At 60.4% G+C, this 16837-nt stretch carries 19 protein-coding genes; 13 read left to right on the top strand and 6 right to left on the bottom strand.

Going from position 1 to position 16837, the window contains the following annotated elements:
- Window positions 1–2 precede the first annotated feature (2 nt).
- On the bottom strand, window positions 3–800 hold the full coding sequence (locus GSQ77_RS03050; RefSeq protein ID WP_158898936.1) for an IclR family transcriptional regulator: 798 nt from the start codon (window positions 798–800) through the stop codon (window positions 3–5).
- A 142-nt stretch (window positions 801–942) separates the two neighbouring features.
- Between GSQ77_RS03050 and GSQ77_RS03045 the strand changes: the two genes are divergently transcribed.
- The 6 genes from GSQ77_RS03045 to GSQ77_RS03020 all read left to right on the top strand — a co-directional run bounded on the left by GSQ77_RS03045 (window position 943) and on the right by GSQ77_RS03020 (window position 7293).
- Window positions 943–1368 carry a Zn-ribbon domain-containing OB-fold protein gene (locus GSQ77_RS03045; protein ID WP_158898934.1) on the top strand — a complete coding sequence of 142 codons (426 nt, stop codon included), beginning with the start codon at window positions 943–945 and terminating at the stop codon, window positions 1366–1368.
- Window positions 1365–2510 (top strand): thiolase family protein, encoded by a 1146-nt coding sequence (locus tag GSQ77_RS03040; RefSeq protein WP_158898932.1) that lies wholly within the window; start codon window positions 1365–1367, stop codon window positions 2508–2510. Before GSQ77_RS03045 ends, GSQ77_RS03040 begins: the two co-directional genes overlap by 4 nt.
- Window positions 2511–2684: 174 nt before the next feature.
- Window positions 2685–3686, top strand: coding sequence for a tripartite tricarboxylate transporter substrate binding protein (locus GSQ77_RS03035; RefSeq protein WP_158898930.1), 1002 nt, complete (start codon window positions 2685–2687; stop codon window positions 3684–3686).
- A gap of 54 nt (window positions 3687–3740) precedes the next feature.
- On the top strand, window positions 3741–4526 hold the full coding sequence (locus GSQ77_RS03030) for a short-chain dehydrogenase/reductase (RefSeq protein WP_158898928.1): 786 nt from the start codon (window positions 3741–3743) through the stop codon (window positions 4524–4526).
- Window positions 4527–4537: 11 nt separating this feature from the next.
- Window positions 4538–5932, top strand: a complete 1395-nt coding sequence (locus GSQ77_RS03025; RefSeq protein WP_158898926.1) for an MmgE/PrpD family protein — start codon at window positions 4538–4540, stop codon at window positions 5930–5932.
- Window positions 5929–7293: a CaiB/BaiF CoA-transferase family protein gene (locus tag GSQ77_RS03020; protein WP_254067417.1), complete on the top strand. Its 1365-nt coding sequence runs from the start codon at window positions 5929–5931 to the stop codon at window positions 7291–7293. Before GSQ77_RS03025 ends, GSQ77_RS03020 begins: the two co-directional genes overlap by 4 nt.
- On the opposite strand, the gene GSQ77_RS03015 is transcribed toward GSQ77_RS03020, so the two are convergent.
- Window positions 7273–7995: a sulfite exporter TauE/SafE family protein gene (locus GSQ77_RS03015; protein ID WP_158898924.1), complete on the bottom strand. Its 723-nt coding sequence runs from the start codon at window positions 7993–7995 to the stop codon at window positions 7273–7275. The two genes, GSQ77_RS03020 and GSQ77_RS03015, sit on opposite strands and share 21 nt — an antisense overlap.
- A 165-nt stretch (window positions 7996–8160) precedes the next feature.
- Between GSQ77_RS03015 and GSQ77_RS03010 the strand changes: the two genes are divergently transcribed.
- The 4 genes from GSQ77_RS03010 to wrbA all read left to right on the top strand — a co-directional run bounded on the left by GSQ77_RS03010 (window position 8161) and on the right by wrbA (window position 11519).
- Window positions 8161–8844 carry an MgtC/SapB family protein gene (locus GSQ77_RS03010; RefSeq protein WP_158898922.1) on the top strand — a complete coding sequence of 228 codons (684 nt, stop codon included), beginning with the start codon at window positions 8161–8163 and terminating at the stop codon, window positions 8842–8844.
- Between the two features lie 99 nt (window positions 8845–8943).
- Window positions 8944–9888 carry an NADP-dependent oxidoreductase gene (locus GSQ77_RS03005; RefSeq protein ID WP_158898920.1) on the top strand — a complete coding sequence of 315 codons (945 nt, stop codon included), beginning with the start codon at window positions 8944–8946 and terminating at the stop codon, window positions 9886–9888.
- 216 nt (window positions 9889–10104) lie between these two features.
- Window positions 10105–10560: a PA2169 family four-helix-bundle protein gene (locus GSQ77_RS03000; RefSeq protein WP_158898918.1), complete on the top strand. Its 456-nt coding sequence runs from the start codon at window positions 10105–10107 to the stop codon at window positions 10558–10560.
- Between the two features lie 353 nt (window positions 10561–10913).
- Window positions 10914–11519: an NAD(P)H:quinone oxidoreductase gene (gene wrbA, locus GSQ77_RS02995; protein WP_158898916.1), complete on the top strand. Its 606-nt coding sequence runs from the start codon at window positions 10914–10916 to the stop codon at window positions 11517–11519.
- 83 nt (window positions 11520–11602) lie between these two features.
- On the opposite strand, the gene GSQ77_RS29160 is transcribed toward wrbA, so the two are convergent.
- A complete protein-coding gene (locus tag GSQ77_RS29160; RefSeq protein ID WP_174246384.1) occupies window positions 11603–11776 on the bottom strand; it encodes a hypothetical protein in 174 nt (57 codons plus the stop codon).
- A gap of 379 nt (window positions 11777–12155) precedes the next feature.
- Between GSQ77_RS29160 and GSQ77_RS29355 the strand changes: the two genes are divergently transcribed.
- On the top strand, window positions 12156–12314 hold the full coding sequence (locus GSQ77_RS29355) for an HHHH-motif protein (RefSeq protein ID WP_254067416.1): 159 nt from the start codon (window positions 12156–12158) through the stop codon (window positions 12312–12314).
- A 382-nt stretch (window positions 12315–12696) separates the two neighbouring features.
- Entirely contained in the window at window positions 12697–13800 is a 1104-nt protein-coding gene (locus GSQ77_RS02985) for a YeiH family protein (protein ID WP_158898912.1), read from the top strand.
- 4 nt (window positions 13801–13804) lie between these two features.
- Here the strand turns inward: GSQ77_RS02985 and mazF are convergent, their stop codons facing one another.
- Both mazF and GSQ77_RS02975 read right to left on the bottom strand, forming a co-directional pair.
- A complete protein-coding gene (gene mazF / locus GSQ77_RS02980; protein ID WP_158898910.1) occupies window positions 13805–14140 on the bottom strand; it encodes an endoribonuclease MazF in 336 nt (111 codons plus the stop codon).
- The gene (locus tag GSQ77_RS02975) at window positions 14141–14383 is read right to left on the bottom strand and encodes an AbrB/MazE/SpoVT family DNA-binding domain-containing protein (RefSeq protein ID WP_158898908.1); all 243 of its coding nucleotides are present in this window, start codon (window positions 14381–14383) and stop codon (window positions 14141–14143) included.
- A gap of 235 nt (window positions 14384–14618) precedes the next feature.
- Here GSQ77_RS02975 and GSQ77_RS02970 point away from each other — a divergent pair, with 235 nt between their 5' ends.
- Window positions 14619–15422 carry an alpha/beta hydrolase gene (locus GSQ77_RS02970; protein ID WP_158898906.1) on the top strand — a complete coding sequence of 268 codons (804 nt, stop codon included), beginning with the start codon at window positions 14619–14621 and terminating at the stop codon, window positions 15420–15422.
- 162 nt (window positions 15423–15584) lie between these two features.
- Here GSQ77_RS02970 and GSQ77_RS02965 read toward each other — a convergent pair whose 3' ends face one another.
- Window positions 15585–16388 (bottom strand): alpha/beta fold hydrolase, encoded by an 804-nt coding sequence (locus GSQ77_RS02965; RefSeq protein ID WP_158898904.1) that lies wholly within the window; start codon window positions 16386–16388, stop codon window positions 15585–15587.
- Window positions 16389–16837: the final 449 nt, after the last annotated feature.

The following is a 16837-nucleotide window of genomic DNA, read 5'->3' as shown; positions in this document are numbered from 1 at the left end:
AATCAACGTCCGAAATCCGGGTTCAACGTGCCGATCGCGCAGCGCGCCACCGACGACAGTTGAGAGGCGGCGCTTAACACGAGCGTCACGCAATGCTCGGTCTTGGCCGGTTCCCGCCGCGCTGACGGCATCGAAATGCCGATGCAACCGATGATCGCGTCGTCCGCACCGCGTATCGGTGCTGCGATCGCGTGCGAACCTTCAAAGCGCTGACCATTCGTCGTGCAATATCCGGCGCTGCGGATCTGCTGCAAGTCGGACCATAGATCGTCCCACTGCGGCAATGGCGCGGTGCCTTCCGCCAAGTCCTTCTCGCGCGCATACAACTCGGCCACCGTGCTCTGCGGAAGAAACGCCGCGATCGATCGACCCGAAGCGCCCCAAAGCAGCGAATACGTTTGATCGGTGCGCATCACGTACTGCAACGCGTGATGCGAGTGCAGGTTGGCGACGAACTTCAATCGGCCCACTTCGCCCAGGAACGCGCCATAAAAGGCCGACTCGCCGCTTTTTTCCACCAGCTCGCGCAGCATTGCATTGACCACCGGCGGAAACTCGCTCGACGACGCCATCAACGCCGCCATCCGCAGCAGCGCCCCGCCGGGGCTATAGGCGCCCGTATCGGCGTCTTGCGTCACGTAGTCGCCCTGGCGCAGCACGTTGAGTATCCGATGTGCGGTGCTGGCGGGCAAATCGACCGCGTTCGCCAGCCGGCTGACGGTCATGGGCCGACCGGCCTCCACGAGACCGAACAAGACCCGCACGCTTCGCAACAGCGTGCTGTTGGGGTCTTCTTTCATTTTTGCTCCCCTCTTTTTGGACGATCGAAGTGTAACGGCATCAGCGCAATCCCGTCTTGCGGATTCCAATTCCGGTGTATAGAATGCATTTCCATACTGTTTATCGAAATAACATTCCACTCAGTAGAAAGGATTATGCGCGATGACGATTCCGAATGCAAAGCCGCGGGCGCCGCTGACTGTGTTGCCTTATCTCCGCACACTAGCCGGTGGCCAGGTCCGGTTGCTGGCGACGCAATGCAAGAGCTGCGGCTATCACACCTTTCCGCCGTCCACGGTGTGCCCGCGCTGCATGTCGCTCGATGTGGAGCCGCTTGAACTCAGCGGCGTCGGCGAGCTTTACAGTTTTACGACGATGCGCCATGCCGATGGCCAGGTGTACTCCGGGTACGTCGACTTCCCCGAGAAGATTCGCGTTTTCGGGCACCTGTGGAGCACCGCGGGAACACGGCCGCATTGCACGATGCAAGTCCGGGTGGTTGCAGCCGCCCCGGTCGAGGGTGCAAGGACGTCCGCCCCGGTCGATTTCAAATTCGAGCCGGCCGATGACGCCAGGAGGTCTGCATGAAGCGCCGCACGTTTGTAATCGGTACCGGCATGGTCAAATTCGGCCGTTTTCCGGAGCTCAGCCACCGCGAATTTGCATGGCCCGCCGTGCGTGAGGCGATACTCGAAACCAGTCTGCCCAAGGATCGAATCGATGTGGCTTATTCGGCCTCGATGCTGGGCGGCATGTTGATGGGCCAACAGGTGCTGGGCAAGCTCGGCCTCACGGGCTTACCGATCATCAACGTCGAAAACGCCTGTTCGAGCGGTTCAACCGGGATCGGCGAGGCGGTGGGCCGTATCGAGGCGGGCAAATGCGATGTGGCGTTGGTGTTCGGCGTCGAGATGCTCAGCAAGCTCGGCGGCGGCCCCTTGCCGCTTAGCCAGGACGACTGGGATGCCGCGCATGGCTTGACGATGCCCGGCATCTACGCGATGCGCGCGCAGCGCTATTTGTACGAGCATGGCATCGATCGCTCGGAGCTGTCGCATGTCTCGGTGAAAGCGCGCGCCAACGGCGCACGCAACCCTTATGCGCAGATGCAGACGCCGGTGACACTGGAAGAAGTCGAAGAGTCGCGCATCGTTGCCGATCCCCTGCGCTTGTTGCACTGCTGCCCGACCGGCGACGGTGCCGCAGCACTCGTGCTGGCGTCAGAGGAGGGCGTGCGCGCCTCGTCCTGCGATAACCCGATAGAGATCAGCGCGACCGTCGTGCATTCCGGCCTGTTCGAGCCGGGCCCCATCTCGATGATCAAGTCGCATGTGTCGAGCAAATCCGCCAGTGAAGCCTATGAGACAGCGGGCATCGGGCCCGAAGACATCGACGTCGCGGAAATCCATGATTCATTCGCGATCGCGGAACTGATGTACTACGAAGCATTTGGCTTTTGCCCACCGGGAGGAGCGGTCAGTCTGCTCAGGAGCGGCGCGACTTCCTTGGGTGGCCGGCATGTGATCAACCCGTCCGGCGGCCTGATGGCACGTGGCCATCCGGTCGCGGCCACCGGCGTCGCACAAGTGGTCGAGATCGTCCGTCAATTGCAAGGGCGTTGCGGCGACCATCAGGTGCAGGGCGCGCGCGTGGGGCTGGCGCACGCGACGGGCGGTGGTATTTCCGGATTTGAACACGGCGCTTGTGGAGTCACAATCCTCAAGCGATAAGTTTGAGCGATTGAGGTGGGCAATAAGGAGGTAATAAGGTGAGCAGTAAGTGAGCAATAAGCATCGCAGGTGGTACCAAGAGGATTCGATCTTCATAGATCGAACCGGACGGTAAGCGGGAAATATCCGAGCGCCGTCTCGGCAAAGTCCCATAAAAAAACTGGAGACAAAGAGATGAGCAATTCGACATACTCGCGCCGCACGGTATTGGGTGGCGCGTGCGCGCTGATCGCTGCGGCAAGTTTACCTGGCATCGCATTCGCGCAAGCGGGCAAGCCGATCTCGGATCAACCGATCCGGATCATGGTGCCGTTTTCCGCGGGCGGCACAGTCGATCTGGCGGCACGCGTGATGGCAGCCGCCTTACAGAAGAACCTGGGTCAGTCGGTGATCGTGGAAAACAAACCGGGCGCGGGTGGCAACATCGCGGCAGTCTATACCGCACATGCTTCGCCCGATACGCCGACCTTGATGGTCACCAGCGTCAATTACTTCGTCAATCCGATCATCTTCAAAGACGCCGGTTACGACATTCAGAAAGACTTTGTCCCGATCGCGCAATTGACGACGATGCCTTACGTTTTTATCGTTCCGGCCAATAGCAAATTCAACACGCTTAACGATCTCGCGGCATACGCGAAAGCGAACCCCGGAAAATTGTCGTGGGGCTTCGGCGGCATCGGCTCACCCGGTCATTTCTTCGGCATCGAGTTCGAGCAAGCCGCCAAGGTCAAGACCAATCCGATTGCCTACCGCGGTGGGCCGGATGTGCTCACGGCGGTAGTCAGTGGTCAGGTCGATATGGTCGTGATGTCCGCGGACACATCGTTGCCGATGCTGCGCGACGGCAAGCTCAAAGCGATCGCCACGACCGGTGCGCAGCGCAACGAGGCCCTGCCTAACGTACCCACCGCGACCGAGGAGATGCCGGCCTATTCGCCGCTGACCGGGTACGCGCTGATGGTGGCGCCCAAGACAATGCCGCAGGCGATGCTCGTGCGCTTGCACGACGAAGTCACCAAGGTCCTGAACACGCAGGCCTATCACGACTACTTGAAGCGCGCCGGAGCGTCGGTGCAATCGACCGCAACGCTGCAGGAGAGCCAGGCGTTTTTCGATGCCGAGGGCACGCGCTGGCAATCGATCGCCAAGGCATCCGGACTGAAAGTCGAATAGTCGAGTAGTTGCACCATTGATTCGTTGAATACCGCGTTCTCTCAGGGAGTGACGATGCAGCTCGGGCTGACAAACAAGACGGTTCTCATAACAGGCGCTTCGCGCGGCATCGGTTTGGCCGCCGCCGAAGGGTTCGCGGCCGAAGGCTGTGCGCTGCAGCTGGTTGCGCGTAGCGGCGAGGCGTTGGCGCAAGCTCGCGCCGCGCTAAGCGCTTCGTACGGCGTCAACGTCGATACCTTCGCGATCGATTTGCGCGAACCCGGTGCGATTGCGGCGGTGGCCGAGCGTTTCGGCGATGCCGATATCTTGGTGAACAACGCGGGGGATATCCCGCACGGCACGCTGCTGGAAATCGACGCTCAGCGGTGGCGTCAGGCCTGGGATCTGAAAGTGTACGGCTACATCGACCTGACGCGCGCACTCTACGAGCGCATGTGTGCGCGCCGTTCGGGCGTCGTGGTGAATGTGATCGGCATGGCCGGTGGCGAGGGCGTCGTTCCTGAATACATTGCGGGAAGCGCAGGCAATGCCGCGCTGCATGCCTTTACCCGCGCGCTGGGCGCATTGAGCCCGGAGCATGGCGTACGCGTGGCCGGTGTGCATCCGGGCATGATCGCCACCGACCGGCAAATAACGCGTTGGCGGCAGCGGGCGGTAGACGCTTTCGGCGATGCGCAGCGCTGGCGCGAGTTGACCACGCATCTGCCGTTCGGCCGCATCGCCGAGCCGCGGGAAGTCGCGAATGCGCTGGTGTTTCTCGCGTCCGACGCTGCTTCGTATATCTCGGGCGCAACACTCACTGTCGACGGTGGTTTCAGCCAGCGTCGCGGTGCCAAATAGGAGAATTGTTCATGACATCCCCCTCGGCGAATGTGCGTCAGGTTTCCCCGGCGACACTCAACGTTACGCGCTTTATCGCGCAGGCCATGCAGACCGAGATGTCCGCGCGGCTGATCGAGAAGGCCAAGCATCACATCGTCGACACGGTGGCCGCGATGGTGTCGGGCGCGGCTCTCGATGTCGGCCGCAGTGCATTGGCCGCGCTGCCGGTCTTCGCCGGGCAGGAGGAGGCGACTGTGATCGGCACGGGTCAGCGCCTGCCGGTATTTTCCGCTGCAATGTTCAACGCGATGCTCGCGCACGCCGATGAAACCGACGATTCGCACGAGAAGTCGATTTACCATCCGGGCTGCGCGATCGTGCCGACCGCATTCGCAATGGCGCAGCGCCAGGGGCGCGACGGTCGAGCGTTGATCGCGGCGGTTGCCGCTGGCTACGATCTTGGCGCGCGCGTGAACGAGCAAATGGGGGCAATGGCGCTTAACCATCGCGGCCACTCGACCCACGCGTTCGGTGCGCTATTTGGTGCGGGCGCGGCGGCGGGCGTATTGGCAGGTTTCGACGAGCTGCACGCGCGCCGCTTGCTGTCCTACCTGGGGCACGAGGTGTCCGGCTTGTCGTGCTGGATGGTCGATCACGATCACGTGCAAAAGGCCTACGTGTTCGGCGCGATGGCCGCCAAGAACGCGATCTTCGCCACCTTGCTCTGCGAGGCCGGCTGGACCGGTATCGACGACGTGTTGCAAGGCGACCGGACCTTGTTCGAGGCCTATGGGCGCGCGACCGGCGTGCGCACACTGGATCAGCCGATTGCGCTCGGTGACGAAATCCTGGGCTCGAACATCAAGAAGTGGTGCGTCGGTTCTCCGGTACAGGCGCCGTTGGACAGCCTGGAAGCACTGCTCGACTCGCTGCCGCCGCCCGATACGATACGTTCGGTCAGCGTTGAGGTTCCGGCCAAAGAGGCGTTCATTGTCGATAACCGCGACATGCCCAACATCAGCCTGCAGCATCTGGTGGCCATCTACATCATCGATCGTGGACTGACCTTCGCCTCGGCGCATGATTTCGCGCGCATGCAGGACCCGCAGGTTGCGGCGCTGCGCGCCAAAGTGAAGCTGATACCCAGCAAGCCGCTCGAGGACAGCGGCAGTCGCCAAGCCATCGTCACGATCGAATGCGAAACGGGGCCGGCGCTGCGGCATCACACCGAGCACGTTCGTGGCACATGGGGCAACCCGATGCCGCGCGAAGAGGTGGATGCGAAGGCGCGCGACCTGATCGAGCCGTTGCTGGGCCGCGCTACCACCGAGGATCTGCTCGCCCAATTGTGGGTGCTGGAGACACTGGACGCGCCCGCGATCCACAAGGTGCTGGCCTTGACCAAACTGTCTGCGCGCGTATGACCATGCAAACTCCCGACACGGCTGAGCGCGCTGTATCGTCTGCGAGCGGCCCCTTGAAAGGGCTGCGCGTGCTGGATTTGACGCAATTCCTTTCCGGCCCCTATGCGACGATGATCCTGGGCGATCTGGGTGCCGAGGTCATCAAGGTCGAACCACCGGCGGGCGAGTTGTCGCGCACGATTCCACCGCATTTCATCGACGGCGACAGCGCGTACTTTCTGAGCACGAACCGATCGAAACGCAGCTTGGTGCTCGATTTGAAAAAAGCCGACGGCGTGGCCGTGTTGCGTAGGCTGGCGCTGGAATGCGATGTGGTAGTCGAGAATTTTCGGCCGGGCGTGCTGGAGCGCCTCGGGCTCAGTTACGCGGAGCTGGCGGCGCTCAAGCCGGCGCTGATCTGGTGCAGCATCAGCGGATTCGGCCAGGATGGCCCGTACCGCGACCATCCTGCCTACGACATGATCGTGCAAGCGCTCTCGGGCGGCATGAGCATGACCGGGCTACCCGATGGGCCGCCGGTTCGCGCCGGTATTCCGATCGGCGACCTCTCGGCGGGCATGTATTCGGTGATAGGTGTGCTTGCCGCGCTGCACGAGTGCAAGGAGACGGGGCGTGGGCGGCAGGTCGATATCGCGATGCTGGATTGCCAGGTTTCCATGCTCTGCTACCAGGCCGCCTATTACCTGCATTCAGGCGCGGTACCGGGGCGGCAGGGCAGCGCGCACGATTCCATACCGACCTATCGCACCTTCATTGCGGGCGATGGCCACAGCGTTGTCGTGACCGCCAACACGGAGCGCATGTGGCAGGACATGGCAAAGGTGCTGGGCATGGCCGACGCGATCGACGACCCTCGCTTCGTCGACAACCAGACTCGCTTCGCCCATCGGCATGCGCTCTGGGCGCTGCTGGACGAGGCGTTCCTGGCGGCTGAGGCGCATACCTGGGTCGAGCGCTTCAAGCGCGCGTCGATTCCGGTGGCGCTGGTCAATACGCTCGATCTCGCGCTGGCCGATCCGCAAGTCATGCATCGGCAGATGGTGCTTGACTTGGAAAAGGAGGACGGTCGTGCGACGGTCCGCGTGGTCGGCAATCCGGTGAAGTTCGCGAGTGGGCCCGCGGCCGACGCCGAGGCACAGACCCAGACCCAGGCGCGTCCCGAAACCTACCGCTACCCGCCCACGCTCGGTCAGGACAATACGGCGATTCTGAAAGACATCCTGGGCTACTCGGACGTGGAGATCGCGGGCCTCGAGCAAACAGGCGTGGTCAAGGCGGCGCCTGTGCGTACAGCGGATGCACAGACCCATGCGCTGCGTCGAGCGAGCGAGGGGCTCGATCTAGCGAGCGGCCGCCCATAGTAGCGACATGCCCGATGAAAACATCAAGGCATCGACGATCAGCTTGAACGCGTCGGGAGTCATGCGCAGCACGATCCGGCGCGCAGCAAATGCACCGACCATGATTGCCGAGCCGGTAATCAAGCCCTTCAGGATGATGTCGATGGGCAATGCGCCGAAGTGGCGGAACACGATGATCTTGGTGCAATAAACCGCCAGGGAGCCCGCAGCTTCCGTGGCGAGGAACGCACCTTTGATCAGCCCATACGACATGAACACGGGCACGGTGATCGGCCCGGTCGAGACGACGATCCCGGTCAGGAAACCGACCGGGCCGCCAATCAGCGCCAAGTGCAACAGTGAGAACTTGACATGGCGCCGTGCCAGCCAGCGACGGGCCGGGATCATCGAAACGAAGAAAATCCCCAGGGCAATTTCGACCGCATGAGGCGGAAGCGCAAGCAGGGTGCGCACGCCTAGGGCCGCGCCCGGTACCGCGGTCGAGCAATACGCCGCACACGCGCGCCAGTCGATTTCACGCCACCACGCCAGCATTTTCCCGAAGTTGCCCATCACCGCTGCAATCGCCATGATGGGCACCGCATGCTGAGGGCCGAACATCCCGACGAGCACCGGCATCAGCAGCATCGCCGAGCCCGTGCCGATTACACCGCTGAGTAGCCCGGCGAGTACGCCGACGATAAGTATGAGTGCGTAGCCCACGCGCAGTTTTCCAAAAATTCGGTTGCGGCATTGTATCCGATCGCTTGCGGCCGCAATGCTGCACTGCGGCGACCGTTGAACAGGCGATGCGGCTATTATGTCCAAGCGTTGGCCCGAGCGGGGAGATCTATCCCCCATCTTCCAATATGACAGGAGCTGCCCACGATGTTAGGTCAGATTGAGCTTGTTTCGCGACTGCTGCTTGCGGCCGCCTTGGGGAGCGTAATCGGCGTGGAGCGCGAACGCCTTTCCTGGGCTGCCGGTTTGCGCACCCACATGCTGGTATGCGTGGGCGCATCGCTGCTGATGATCGTCTCGGCCTTCGGTTTCCAGGACGTGCTGGGCCGGCCCGACATCGTGCTGGATCCTTCGCGGGTCGCGGCTCAAGTCGTGTCCGGCATCGGCTTTCTGGGCGCCGGTTCTATCTTGTTGCGTGGCGAGGTGGTGCGCGGGCTGACTACGGCGGCCAGTTTGTGGTCGGTCGCGGCAATCGGCCTGGCGGTGGGGGGCGGGCTTTACCTTGCAGCCGTGACGGCCACGGTGATCATCCTGGTGATTCTGGCGGGCATCAAGCCGCTGGAAAAGCGTTTCTTTGCCGCGCGCCAACGGCGCGAACTACGGCTGGTGGTCGATCGTGGCGCAATGAATGTCGCGACCTTGTATCGTGTGCTGGGCCCGGGCTCTGCACGGGTCAAGCAATTCATCGTGCAGCAAAATGAAAGCCTGAGCGATACCGACGAGGTGACCATTACGCTGTCGCGGGTTTCCTCTACCGACTTCACTGTGATTTGCGGGCAATTGGGCGGTGTCGAGGGGGTGCGTGAAGTGATCGAAGTGGGTGGTCCCTGAGATTGTGCCTGGCAGAATGGCGGGCTTTGCGATTGCGCGGGCATGACATTTGCGCGCTTCTGTGCGGGCCGGCAACCGCCGTACCTGCAAGGAGCGTTCATGAGCACAATGCAAGCATTTCGCATCCACCGTTTCGGTGGTCCCGACGTCATCCAGCGCGATACGATAGAAGTCCCCACTCCCAAGAACGACGAGGTGCTGGTCGTCGTTCGCGCCGCAAGCCTGAATCCTGTCGACTACAAGACCCGCGAAGGGCACTATCCGCTGGTGCGCGAAAGCCAGCTTCCTTATACGCTAGGACGCGACTTTGCCGGCTCTGTGGTAACACCTGGCGACGCCGGGGGCGGCCTGCAGGCCGCAGAGGATGTGTATGCGTTCATCGGGCAGGAGCAGGGTGCATTCGCCGAATACGTAACGATCAAACGTGCTTGGCTTGCGCCCATGCCGGCCTCGCTCGACTTCCGCACCGCTGCGGCTGTACCTCTTGCAGGTCTGACCGCTTGGCAAGGCTTGTTCGAGCGCGGCGGCGTGCAAGCGGGCCAGCGCGTGCTGATCCATGCCGCTGCCGGCGGTGTCGGGCATCTTGCCGTGCAGTTCGCGAAAGCCAAGGGCGCTGTGGTCTACGCTACGGCATCGGGCGATGGGGTCGCGTTCGTGAAGGCGCTGGGCGCCGATGTCGTGATCGACCATAAGCTCCACGATTTCGCATCGAAGGTGCCGCAGGTCGATATGGTTTTCGATCTGGTCGGCGGCGACACACAGGAACGCTCGTGGGCAATTCTCAAGGATGGAGGGGCCTTGATCTCGACGATCGCGGCGCCTTCCAGCGAACGCGCACGCGCACGCGATATTCGCGTGGCGCGTTACACCGCGCACCCGGACGGCGAGCAGCTTACGCAGATCGGGCGTTTGATCGACGAGGAGAGAGTCAAAATCCGGCTCGCCAAAACCTTTCCGTTCGCGCAGGCTGTTCAAGCCGAGCGCGAATTGGAGGCTGGTCATATTCGCGGCAAGCTGGTTCTGGATGCGCGCATGAGCGCGTAGCGAATACGCACGCAGCGAACGCGCACGTATTAAGACGCGAACGAATAGACATGCCGATCCGCGTTCCACTTATTTCGTATGAGCCGCTGCTGGCGACGGGTACGCTCCGGGTAATTGGCTATCCGTTCGGGAATAGTACCTGCTGGCATTCACTGTGAGAGGGCTTTCCCGGTCGAGGGCTCGCACCGGCACCGCCGATTTTTCAGGAGTTTTGCCATGCCTGATGCGTCAACGATTAAAACCTTGAATCGCTTGATCGAGGTTAGCAGGGACGGGGAGTTAGGGTTTGTCGCCAGCGCGAAGGATGTTTCGGATCCTGAATTGGCTGCTGTGTTGCGGGCGCGGGCGCAGGAATGCAGAGAAGCATTGCGCGACCTGCAAGAGCTCGTGCGGATGCTGGGGAGCGAGCCGCGCGCCGAGGGCAGTTTGACCGGGGCCCTCCATCGCGGTTGGGGTAGTTGGGATAGCGCGAAAGCCGCAGCCGTGCAGCATCGCAATCACGCGATCTTGGTCGAGTGCGAAAAAGGCGAAGACCACGCGCGCAAGGTCTATGGTGCTGCGCTAAAAGAGAAACTGTCGCCGCAGGTGTATGCCTTGGTTGCGGCACAGTATCAGGGCGTGGTGAAGAACCACGATCGCATCAAGGCCTTGCGAGACCGGTTTGTACGCTGAGGCTTGTGTACTGAGGCTTGCGCGCACAGGTGCTTCGGTCGCTTCGTCGGTTCCGTCGCTGGCCGTTGCTTCGGCCACATTCGTTGGCTACTCTCTCGCCGCTTCGTTGCCGCTTTTGTCCGAAGCCGTAGAAATTACCGATAACCCCCGTTGTTACAAGATGCTGGTGCAGCAACATATTGGTCGGTGTCTCTCGGGAAAGCGCTTACCCCATACGGCGGCTGCCGAATGCGGGACAAGAATCATCTCGGGCGCGGTCCCAACATTGCTTTATAGGAGCCCATGCACTAATTTTCTTGTGCGGTTCCTGATAAACGTCGCGTGCCGATTACTCACATTCCGAGGAAAAATCCATGGCAAAGATCCTAGTTCTTTATTACTCGATGTATGGCCACATCGAGCAAATGTCGCAGGCTATTGCGGAAGGCGCACGAGGTGTCGCGGGCACGGAAGTCACGATCAAACGCGTGCCCGAAACCATACCCGCTGAAGCCGCCAAGGGAATGGGTGTGAAGATGGATCAACAGGCTGCGGTTGCCGCACCGGACGAGTTGGGCGATTATGATGCAATCATTTTTGGCACGCCCACGCGCTTTGGCAATATGGCCGGCCAAATGCGGACCTTTCTGGATCAGACAGGGGGGCTGTGGATGAAGGGCGCGCTGGTCGGCAAGATAGGCAGCGTCTTTGCGTCGACCGGCACGCAGCACGGTGGCCAGGAAACCACCATCACGTCGTTTCACTCTACGCTACTGCATCACGGGATGGTGATCGTAGGCGTTCCTTACGCGTGCGCGGGTCTCATGAACATGAGCGAAATTACGGGTGGCACGCCCTATGGTGCGACAACGCTGGCCAACATCGACGGCAAGCGTCAGCCCACGAAAAACGAACTCGATATCGCTCGCTATCAGGGCAAACACGTTGCCGAGTTGGCTGCCAAGTTATGCCGAAGTTAAGGTACCCAAATAAGTTACCCAAGGCCATAGGCAGGCACGCGGTGCGGTGACGGGCGGTGCGCATCCCCGGTGCGCATCCGCTACTACCTCCCGTGCCAGCCGTGTCCGTAGCCACCGCCTACGCCAATGCCGACATCGACGGCAGGGCCCGCGTAATAACCGTAGGCCGGCGCAGGTGCGTAACCGTAAGGGGCGGGGGCCACCACACAGCCTCCCAGGCTTACCGCCAACGCGACAGCAGCAAATAGCTTGATCATGATTTTTCTCTCCAGTTGTATGTTGGAGACAGACGTGTGCCACTTCGTTCGCGTCGAGTTGTATCCGCAAGTAACCGCGTAGGCGACTCGAGTGCCGGACAGTAACAACCGAGCGGTAGCACGATCCCGTGTTGGCCAAAAAAATTTCGAACCCAATCAAACGTTTAACGTGCTCGTCGGTCAGAGTTACCGGTGGCTCTGCCTGCATCTGGCGTTTGCGGGACAAATGTGTACATGTTCACACCCCGGCTGTCCATCGACCCCGTCCTCGCGAGTTCGGCCGATGCCACCAACTTCCTATATTCAAACCCCTCGCCTAGCGGGTGCAAAACTTGCTTGATACTTGGCGTGGGACCCTTTCAACCTCGCGGGAAAAAAAATGAAACTTGGAAAAATTATTCTGGCCACGCTTGCGCTCAGCGCGTTTTTTGCCACCTTCGCGCCATTGAGCGCGCAAGCCGATGAGCATGAGCACCAGCGTCATCGGGTATGTCACACCGATCAGCACCACCATAAGAGCTGCCACTGGGCAAATTAAGGGCGGCCGGCTATGGCCGGTTGACCGTTGATTCACGTGACCTAGCTCGAACCTGAAAGGATGGTCTTTCGTTAGTCTTGCATTTCCGAAAGCCGTCCTTTCCTGTTCGACTGGCCAGGGCAGGAACTTCGGCCTCGCGCCGCTCTTCTGCTTTTTCTTCGCACGTTTTCCCTCACCCGGTATTTCGAATTTCTCCCAAAGACATCTCCGCGTTTAAGAAACGTCAGGGGTAGTCGCATAAAAAGCCGTCGTGTAAAAAGCGGCGGAGTAAGCATCGCTGACACATGAATAAAATACATGCCAACAGTGAATATTTTGTATTTTTCATATGTCTTGCGCGTCGGTACGCTTGTCGAACGTTCACTCATTGGGGACTTCGAAAATGTCGACGCTCTCTACCGAAAAAGAAATAAAAGCCGTAACCGGATTCACCGGCACTTCAAATCCACTGATGCGCGTGGCGCCGGGCGTTCTTTTGTGCGCCGCCGTTACGGCAGGGGCCTGGGCTTTGCAATTGGCCGAAGCCAGAATCTTCGGACACGTCTGGCTTGAATCTCTGGTGCTGGCGATTTTGCTTGGGACCGCGATACGCAGTGTGTGGGCGCCGAGCTCACAATGGCAAAGCGGTATCGACTTCAGTGCCAAATTTCTGCTTGAAGTGGCGGTCGTGTTGCTCGGCGCGTCGTTGAGCGTGACGGCGTTGAAGCTTGCCGGTTTGGATTTGCTGGGCGGGATTGTGGCGGTGGTAATTGTGGCGATTGTGCTGAGTTACGGCATAGGGCGCTTACTCGGTTTGCACCATCGCATGGCTCTGCTCGTGGCCTGCGGCAATTCGATCTGCGGCAATTCAGCAATTGCGGCCGTGGCCCCGGTGATCGGTGCGCATAGCGACGATGTCGCCGCTTCGATTGCTTTTACCGCTGTCCTCGGCGTGTTGGTCGTGTTGGGACTGCCGCTGCTGGTTCCGGTGCTGCATCTGAGCGATCTGCAATACGGCACGTTGGCGGGCTTGACCGTCTATGCGGTGCCCCAAGTATTGGCGGCCACGGTGCCGGTGTCGTTGTTTAGCGCGCATATCGGCACCCTCGTGAAACTGGTGCGTGTGTTGATGCTGGGCCCGGTCATTATGGTTCTGTCGGTTTTGACACGCGGCGCTGCGCAAGGAAGCGATCCGACCGGCGCATCCGGAAAGACATCCGCCAAATCGCATGGGGTTGTTTGGCACAAGGTGTTGCCGTGGTTCATCGTCGGCTTTCTGGCACTGATGGCGGCGCGCTCGGCGGGTGTGATTCCGACAGTGTTGCTGCAACCGGCGAATGAGGTTGCCAATTTGCTGACCGTGGTGTCGATGGCCGCGCTTGGGTTGGGTGTGGACGTTCGCACCGTCGTGAAGGCAGGTCCGCGGGTTACGGCGGCGGTCGTATTGTCCATCGTGGCGCTTGCGGGTATCAGCTTGCTGTTGATCCACGCGTTGCACATGATCTGATCCGTTATCGGAAAAGCACGGACATTTTCGCCCGCGCTTCCACGAATACAGCCGGGTCAGCGGAGAAGCGAAACTTCGCGGCTCGGACAACCCAGTTCAAGCTTTTGACCTGATCTGAAAGCACCGCACTCTTGCCTCCGTCGGGTGCGACGATCTCAACCTCGAACGGGTAGCCCTTGATTTTCGTAGTCATCGGGCAGCACAGCATGATGCCACTCACGGCGTTGTAGGCGCGCGGTGAGATGACAAATGCCGGTCGATGACCCGCTTGTTCGTGTCCTGCCGACGGGTCGAAGTGCAGCCACACGACATCGCCTCGTTCCGGTACATATTTCGCCACTTAGAACGTCTCCTTTCCTACGGGCGCTCCGAAATCGACGGACGCATGCTGGTTTGCTGGTGTGATCGCGGCAAGCATCGAATCCAGGTCGTATTCCCGCTCGCGCAAAGGCTCTAAGACGATATGGCCACGCTCCGCACGCAGCTCGACCGCCTGGTCAATCTGCAGGCTTACCGCATCCATGAGCGATGCTGGCAGGCGCAACGCAGCGCTATTGCCCCACTTCTTCACAACGACTTTCATATCGGGCTCTAATTACGTAGATACATTGTAGACACCATACCAAGCGCTATAGCCGGATACAAGGCCGGAACGCTCTGCATGTGTATTGAAACGCCGATCGGAGAAGCTTGCGCTCTTATCGCTGCTTTGGGTATCGTCCGTTGGGCTAGATCGCATTTTGCAGGCCATCGCTGCTGGCCGAAGCGACTTCGGCGACGCTGGAGGCGATGAATAATAATTACGTATGGGAGATGTGATGAAGCTGAAACGTATTGGCTGCGGGCTCGCGGCCCTTCTGTTGATCGCCAATGTCCATGCAGACCCGCTCGACCACGGGGACCTCGTGACGCTCCCTACGCGCGACGGCGTGACACAGAGCATCTTCGTCGAGTCGCCATCTTCGAATCCGCCGTGGGTGGTTGTCCTGTTTCCTGGCACGCCGGGCGACCTGCATCTGAATGCCAGTGGAGCAACCACACTCAAGGGCAATTTTTTGATTCGCTCGGCGCATCACTGGATCGATTACGGCGTCGCTGTTGCGCTGGTCGATACGCCGTCCGACAACGCGCAAGGCGTGGACGACCACTTCCGGATGAGCAAGGAATCGTTCACGGATACACAGGCGGTCGTGGCCGCGTTACGCCAACGCTTCCCGAACTCGAAGATCGCGTTAGTCGGCACGAGCGCCGGGACGGTTTCGGTCGGTAATGCGCTGAACCGTGGTCCGACGCTGGCCGATGCGTTTGTGTTGACGTCCCCTGTGACTGTATCGCGCCGGGGCAACCCCAGCCTTGCCGACCTCGACGTGGACGGCACGAAATACCGCGTGTTTGTCGTATCGAATCAGCACGACGCGTGTGTATCTTCGCCCGCGTATGCCGGCAAGCATTTGGCCGAGCGTGACCACTTCGATTTTGTCCAGGTCGATTCGACAGACGGAGGTGGCGACAAGGAGGCCGATTGCGGCGGGCATTCACCACACGGTTTCCTTGGGATCGAGAAGGACGTGCTTGAAGACATTAACGGCTGGCTGACAGGCCACCCGGTTGCGATTCAATAGCTAGTGCTCGTCGTGTTCGTGTTACGCGTGAACTGCGTCTACTTTTGCCTTGCGAGGACGCCCGCCACGCTTTCCGTTCTCGCGCGCTGCGGCTGACTTGGCTTCGGACCGCGCAAAGCCACTTCGCGCAATTCAAAACTCCGATAGCGCGCGCAGTGCACGTCACCGCGACTGTAAAAATGCTTGTACCACCTCGGTAAACTCACGGCTCGCGCCCAGATTGCCCAGATGGCCCGTCGGTAGCTCGTGGTACTGCGCGCGGCGCAACTTATCGACCAGCACACGGGCTTGCTGTGGCGTAGTCGCCAAGTCGCCAGCGCCGGCGATGACCAAAGCCGGAATCTCGATGTCCGTCAATCGCTCGGAGAAGTCGAAGTCTCTGACCGCGGCGCAACACGCGGCGTAGCCCGCTGGCCCGGTCGCGAGAAACATCGATTGCGCGAATACCACCACGTCGGGGTGGGCCGCGGCAAACTCGGCGGTGAACCATCGGTTTAAGGACGCCGTGCACAACTGAGCGATGCCGTCCTCGGACGCGGTCGCCGTCGCGATGCGTTGATTCCAGAAATCGCGCGAACCGAACTGGGCGGCCGTGTTGCTTAAGACCAGTTTCTGCATTCGGTGCGGATGCAAGACAGCGAGTTCCATACCGAGCGCGCCGCCCATCGACAGTCCGCAATACGAGTACGTGTCGATCTCCAGCGTATCGAGGAGCCGGCCGATTTTCGCGGCGTACTCGCTCATGCTGCTTGCGTTGCCCCAACTGGGACTACCGTGCCCCGGGTAATCGAACCCGACAATTCGAAAATCGTTTTTCCAGACTTGGATTTGGTCTCGCCATAAGCTGATGTCGGTCGCCAGCGAATTGCCGAGAACCAACACCGGAGCATTCGCGGGCCCGGTTATTTGAAAGCGCACCCCATCGCGCAGCGACGGCACGGCCTCAGGAGAAGCATGTTCATGCATGGTAGTTGCCAGAATTCAAGATTTAGATCGGAGTTTGTTCGTTAAACGAACAAGTGTTCGTTTAATAGATGCTACTGAGAATTCAGAGGCGGGTCAAGCCGGATAGGTCTGCGCTCGCGACTCGGAACGCAAATCTTGCGCATCAAGCGATGCATCGTCGCGCCTCGGCCGACGCAGAAGATCGGTTTGCAGCTGCACAGTTTTCTCGATGTCAGATATTCACACTGAGAATATTTTCTAAGTCGATCATATATTATGGATAACTTATCTTTTAAGATGGGAAACAGGGTACTCGCGCGTGGAGAAACCAGAACGTAACGCGGACGACGGTATGCCACCGCCCGCGCAACGTCGCATTAACGCAGCGGTTTGAATGCTGCCCTAAGGTCCATCGTGAGAGCGTCGGGTTGCTCCCAAGCGGCGAAGTGACCGCCTTTCGGTTGTCGGTT

It is taken from the genome of Burkholderia sp. L27(2015) (assembly GCF_009765705.1).
Classification (GTDB): domain Bacteria; phylum Pseudomonadota; class Gammaproteobacteria; order Burkholderiales; family Burkholderiaceae; genus LMUX01.
The sequence above is the reverse complement of the archived record's forward strand: the minus strand, read 5'-3'. Positions and strand labels throughout refer to the sequence as shown.